General features: G+C 71.6%; 4 protein-coding genes, 1 tRNA gene and 1 rRNA gene. 1 reads left to right on the top strand and 5 read right to left on the bottom strand.

Features of this window, described 5'->3' with window-relative positions; all coding sequences use genetic code 11:
• The 3 genes from VF665_RS20440 to VF665_RS20430 form a co-directional block, all read right to left on the bottom strand.
• Window positions 1-528, bottom strand: a 528-nt coding sequence (locus tag VF665_RS20440; protein WP_331055314.1) for a TetR/AcrR family transcriptional regulator, incomplete at its 3' end; no start/stop codon positions are given.
• A gap of 139 nt (window positions 529-667) precedes the next feature.
• Window positions 668-1,840: an acyl-CoA desaturase gene (locus VF665_RS20435; RefSeq protein WP_331055313.1), complete on the bottom strand. Its 1,173-nt coding sequence runs from the start codon at window positions 1,838-1,840 to the stop codon at window positions 668-670.
• Between the two features lie 462 nt (window positions 1,841-2,302).
• The gene (locus VF665_RS20430) at window positions 2,303-4,369 is read right to left on the bottom strand and encodes a cation:proton antiporter (RefSeq protein WP_331055312.1); all 2,067 of its coding nucleotides are present in this window, start codon (window positions 4,367-4,369) and stop codon (window positions 2,303-2,305) included.
• A 354-nt stretch (window positions 4,370-4,723) separates the two neighbouring features.
• Between VF665_RS20430 and VF665_RS20425 the strand changes: the two genes are divergently transcribed.
• Window positions 4,724-5,362 (top strand): hypothetical protein, encoded by a 639-nt coding sequence (locus VF665_RS20425; protein ID WP_331055311.1) that lies wholly within the window; start codon window positions 4,724-4,726, stop codon window positions 5,360-5,362.
• A gap of 141 nt (window positions 5,363-5,503) precedes the next feature.
• Here the strand turns inward: VF665_RS20425 and VF665_RS20420 are convergent.
• Together VF665_RS20420 and VF665_RS20415 are read right to left on the bottom strand one after the other, a co-directional pair.
• Window positions 5,504-5,577 (bottom strand) — tRNA-Ile (locus VF665_RS20420).
• Window positions 5,578-5,658: 81 nt separating this feature from the next.
• Window positions 5,659-5,749 (bottom strand): 16S ribosomal RNA (locus VF665_RS20415); the annotation flags it as partial.

Below are 5,749 nucleotides of genomic sequence, written 5' to 3'. Positions count from 1 at the left end.
CACCGTCTGGAGGGCGCAGCCCTCGATGAACCCCGCGGCCACCCCGGCCAGCCCCTCCGCGCCGATGCCGCCGAAGCGCTCGGGCTCAGCGTCCACCACGGCCTGGGCGAGAGGGCGGTACGCGTCGCGATAGCGGTCCAGCGCGGCGCGGATGGCGCGCTGGACCTCCGGGTGGCGCGTCCCCATCACCCAGTAGTCAAAAAAGAGCTCCACCCGCTCCCGCTGCCGCGGAAGCGCCTCCACGTCCCTGCGCAGCGCGGAAAGCATCCGCTCCCCCGGGGTGCGGCCGGCCAGCAGCTCCGTCATGTCCGGGCCCACCAGGGTGATGTCCAGCAGCCAGGTGAGGAGGGCCACCAGCAGCCCGTCGCGGTTGCCGAAGTGGAAGAAGACGAGCCCCTTGCTCACCCCCGCCTCCGCGGCGACGGCCTGGGCCGTGAGCCCGGTGATGCGCTCCCGCCCGGCAACGCGGTACGCGGCCTTGAGGATCTCGAGCCTGCGCTGTTCTTCGGGAACTTTTCTGCCGGGCATGCGGGGGCGGCGCGCGGGACAACCGGGAGGGCCGACCGGTGCCGGCGGGGTGCCGGGCCAGTCCATCATCCAGCAACGCGGCGGAGGTGCCGTCCACGCGGGACCGCACCCCCGCCGCGCCCTTCCTGAAACAGACGGACTACGCGGGGCTCAGCTGTTCGGCCAGGCGCACGCAGACGGCTTCCACCACCAGCTGGCGGGCGCGCTCCGCAATCTGGTCCATGCTGGGCGTGCGGGCCAGTGTACGCTCGGCGTACTGGCGCACCTCGTCCACCGTGGGGATGTGCGGCAGGTGTACCGCGGCGAGGGCGGTGGCGGCCTGCAGCTGGGCGCTGCGCAGCGCGGCCCGCAGATCCTCCGGGTGCGGTGCGGCCGCGAGCGCGGCGTGCGCCTGGGCCACGATGCCGTCCACGGGGAACGACGCGGCGAGCTGCCGGGCCACCTTTTCCACGACGGCCGCGCCCAGCCTGCGCTCGTTGCGGATCACCTCGGCGGGCGGCTCGCCCAGCTCCCAGACGACGCCGGTCCACGCTAGGGCGCGCAGCACGTAGTAGGTGGGATCCACCTCGTACCAGCGGAAGCCCTGCCGGGTGGAGCGCTGGTAGGCGTGGTGGTTGTTGTGCCATCCCTCGCCCAGGGTGATGAGCGCGAGCCACCAGTTGTTGCGGCTGTCATCTCCCGTCACGTACCGCTGGCTGCCGGTGACGTGCGCGAGCGAGTTGATGAAGAAGGTGCCGTGAAAGAGCAGCACGGTGCTCCAGAAGAAGCCCACCACCAGCGCCGTCCATCCCCCGAACACGAGGCAGCCGGCGCCCAGCATGACGGCGGGAACCAGCGGCCAGCGCTCCAGGAACACCAGCTCGGGGTGCCGGGCCAGGTCCGGCACGGCGTCCATCTCCGTGTCCGCATGCTTCGCGTCAAAGATCCACCCCACGTGCGAGTAGAGGAACCCGCGCATCCGCGGCGAGTGCGCGTCCAGTTCGGTGTCGGAGTGGCGGTGGTGATGTCGGTGCACCGCGGCCCACCAGAGCGCGCCGCGCTGGGCGGAGCTCTGCGCCAGCCACGCCAGGGCGAACTGCGCCACGCGGCTGGTCTTGAACGAGCGGTGCGAGAAGTAGCGGTGGTAGCCGGCGGTGATGCCGAACATCCGCACCACGTACAGCACCGCGCACAGGATGAGGGCGTTGGCGCTCACGCCCGTCCACACTGCCCCCAGGCAGGCGAGGTGGACGAGGACGAACGGGATGGCCGCCGGATAGATGATGTCGTCGTGGAATTCGTCGCCCTGAGCGGCGGGCAGCTGTGCGGACATCGTGGATCCGGGCTGGAACACAGAAGGGCCGGCCCCGCGGGGCCGGGATGTGGATGGAAAGCTATTGACCTCGCGGTCAATGTCAACCGGCGACGGCTCTCCGCGACGGATCGGCCAATGGGAATCCGCACGGCAAAGCCCCGGGCAGCATCGCCGCCCGGGGCTTTGCGAAGGTGCGCCGGTCCGCTCAGGCCGGGCGGACATCACCAGGAGAGCTGGACGGTGGGGTTCTCTGCGCTCGGACGGGGATAAGGACGGCGGGATTCAGGAGTAGTCCCGCCGCGCGGCACGCAGGCAAGCAAACATCCGCCGCCCAGGGCGCGGAACCCCGCGATCGCGTTCCGTCCCGCCCGGAGGCCGTGCGCGATCCGGAGACCAACGAGAAGGGCCGCCACGGATCTCGCGGCGGCCCTTCCGTTCTCGATCGAGCCACTCCGCATTCTTCGCCGCCGACACGCGGCTTCAGAGCTGCAGGCGGTCCTCGTAGCACCATCCCCACGACTCGCCCGGCTCCGCGGAGCGCATGACGGGGTGGCTCGTCGCGTGGAAGTGGGCGCTCGCGTGCCGGCCGGGAGACGAGTCGCAGCACCCCACGTGCCCGCACGTCATGCAGATGCGCAGGTGCACCCACCGCGCGCCGGTGCGCAGGCACTCCTCGCACCCGGGCGCGCTGGGGTGCACGGGGCGAACCTGTGCCACGTGGGCGCAGGCACGGGACGCCGTGGGGGTAAAGGTGACCTCGCGCGACGGGTCCGGCAGGCCGGGGCGGACGGGCGCAGCCGGCGGGGCGGTGGGAACGGCCTCGCGCACGGCGGCCTGCTGCACGGCGATGTCGGCATCCGCGCGGCCCAGCACGCGCAGAATGCCGGTCGCCAGCGCCACCACGGCCTCGGTGTCCTCCGCGACGACCGTGTCGGCCCCGGCGTGCCGCAGCGCCTCCGTGTCACCCGCGGACCGCGTCCGCACCACGATGTGCATCTCCGGATTGATCGAGCGCGCCACGGTCACGATGCGGTGCGCCGTTCCCGGATCGTCATCCGCCACCACCAGCACGCGGGCCCGCTCCGCCCCGGCGAGCTGCAGCGTGCGCTGCCGGGTGGAATCGCCGCGCAGCACGGGCGAGCCGTCCCCGTCCGCCTCGTTGGCGCCGCCCGGGTTGAGCGTGGTGATCAGGTGCGGGATTCCGCCGCCGCGCAGGACGGGCGCCAGGCGGCGTGCGCCGTCGCCGTAGCCGGCCAGGATCACGTGGCCGTCCAGCGCGGGCAGGTGCGACGCGTCCTCGTCCACCCCCATGCGCGCCTGCTCCACCGCGGCCCGGTGCCCGCGAATGCGCCCCTCCACGCGGGTGGCGAGCGCCGCCAGCGCGGGCGTCACGATCATCAGCAGCACGGTGGTGGCGATGAACGCCTGCGACCCGTTGGCGCCCAGCCCGGCGGGGGTGAGGCCCGCCTCGCGCCCCACCCGCTCCAGCACGAACGAGAACTCGCCCACCTGCGCCAGCACCAGCCCGGACGCGGCGGCTACGGGAAGGCGGTACCCCAGCGCCCCCACCGCCAGCGCCGTCGTGGCGAACTTGATGGCCAGCACGCCGCCCACGGCCGCCATCACCAGCAGCGGGTGCGTGACCAGGAAGCGCAGGTCCGTCAGCATGCCGACGGACACGAAGAAGGTGGCGCTGAACAGGATCTGCAGCGGCAGGATCTCGCCCAGGGCGTGCTCGCTGAAGCTGCTTTCGCTCACCAGCAGCCCGGCCAGAAAGGCGCCCAGCGACAGGCTCACACCCGCCAGCGACGTCAGGTACGCCGTGCCGAAGCACACCGCCACGACCGTCAGCAGAAACAGCTCGGGCGAGCAGGTGCGCGCCACCACCTCCAGCATGCGCGGCATGACCCTTCGCGCCACCAGCAGAACGACGGCGATGATCCCCGCCGCCCGCAGCAGCGCGAAGCCGATCTCCCGTGGCGGGCCGCCCGCGCCGCCCAGCGCGGGAACGAGCAGCACCATCACGATGATGGCCAGGTCCTGAAAGATCAGCAGCCCCAGCGCTACCTGCCCGTGCTCCGCGCCGGTTTCGCCGCGGTCGCCCAGCAGCTTGAGCACGATGGCGGTGGACGAGAGCGCAACCAGAAAGCCCGTGAACACGCCCGTCCTCCACCCCACTCCGCACAGCGCCAGCACCGCGGTGGTGGCGCCCGTCGCCAGCAGCACCTGCAGCGCCCCGGCCCCAAAGATCAGGCGGCGGATGCGGTTCAGCTTCTCGAACGAGAACTCGATGCCGATGGTGAACAGCAGGAGGATGACGCCTACCTCGGCGGCCGCGTCCACGAGCTCGCGGTCCTGCACCAGCCCCAGCCCGTTGGGCCCGATGACGACGCCCGCGAGCAGGAAGCCCACGATGGGGAGCAGCCTGAGCCGCGACCCCACGTAGGCGATGGCCGCACCCGCCACCAGCAGCGCGGCGACTTCCGTGAAGAAGGCGGGCGTGGAGCCGGCCATGGCGAGCATGCTCGCGACGACGGGAGTGTGCACCGGGGCCTGTGCTCGGCGTGGGAAGGGAGCGCGGGACGTACGGAGTGGCGCCGGGCGGGGCCGGATGGAGGATCCGGGCCCGCCGTGACGCCAATCTACAACGGCGCACAAGCCCTCGCCTCCGTGCCCGCGTCCAGAGGCGCACCGATCGTGATCCCGAAGCGGCGGGTTTGCCGAGCTGTGTGAGGGCTCGTAGCGGGACGCGGCCGCCGTCCTCCCCCGCGGCTGCGCTTTCACCCGCACCCCGCCCCGCGGTGAACCGCACCCCTGCCCGCGCTGGTCTGCGCGCTCGCCCCCGCTGCCTGCGGCGCCAACCCTCCCTGCGCCGGCTCTGCGGACGCCCCGCTGGTTCCCGTGTACACCGGCACGGCGCGCTCCCGTGCGGATGCGCAGGCCATCGCGAACGCCTTTGCGCAGGAGGTCGCGCGCGTCCGCGGAACGCCGCTGGCTCCCCCGCCTACGGTACAGGTCCGCAACACGCCACAGCTGATCTTTTTCCGCGGCGACTCCAACCAGGTCGTGGTGCCGTGGTGGGACACCGCCCCGCCGGGGATGCGCTCCATCTTCACCACCTTCGCCGGTGGCGACGCGGCCGCGGGCGAGCAGCTGTTCCGCGCGTTCTTCAACCGGTTCAACATCGCGCACGAGATGGGGCACTGGTTCATGGCGCGCGCCGGCCGCCGCGAGGCGACGCAGTACGACGCCGAGAACATGGCCAACCGCTGGGCTGTGGCCTTCTGGCGCACGCAGCCGGACGGCGAGCGGTACCTGGCCATGCTGGAGCAGATGGCCGCCCGCGCGGCCGACAACCTGACGGATCCCACCCCCGCCGGGCAGGACCCCGCCACCTACTTTGGCGCCAACTACCAGGCGCTGGGCCGCGAGCCGCTCAAGTACGGGTACTACCAGTTCCGCTTTACCCGCGATGCCCTGCGTGACCGCGCCCAACTGGATTTCGCGCAGATGGTGCGCGACCCGCAGGCCGGCCGCTGAGCCGCACGGGGGGGCGCGAAGCGCTCCCCCGTTGCGGGAGATCTGGTTTCCCAGGGTCACGATTGCCGCGACTTCCGAAACGGTGAAAACAGCAAAGCCCCCGACAGCGGAATCCGCTGCGGGGGCTTCACTCAGGGCACATGGGCCTGGGCCGATTCGAACGGCCGACCTCACGCTTATCAGGCGTGCGCTCTAACCAACTGAGCTACAGGCCCTTCAACCAGTGTGTCCGGGTGTCTGTCCGAGTCGACCTGTGAGGACTTTCCTCTTCCGAAGAAGGATACTCGTCGCTCCAGAAAGGAGGTGATCCAGCCGCAGGTTCCCCTACGGCTACCTTGTTACGACTTCGCCCCAGTCATCGAGCTCGCCTTCGGCCGCTCCCTCCCT

It is taken from the genome of Longimicrobium sp., from assembly GCF_036387355.1.
GTDB lineage: Bacteria > Gemmatimonadota > Gemmatimonadetes > Longimicrobiales > Longimicrobiaceae > Longimicrobium.
This window is presented reverse-complemented; position numbering and strand designations above follow the sequence as displayed.

Bases quoted from the DNA above. Each gene is read 5' to 3' on its own strand.
- VF665_RS20435 (WP_331055313.1), bottom strand. From the start codon at position 1,840: ATGTCCGCACAGCTGCCCGCCGCTCAGGGCGACGAATTCCACGACGAC.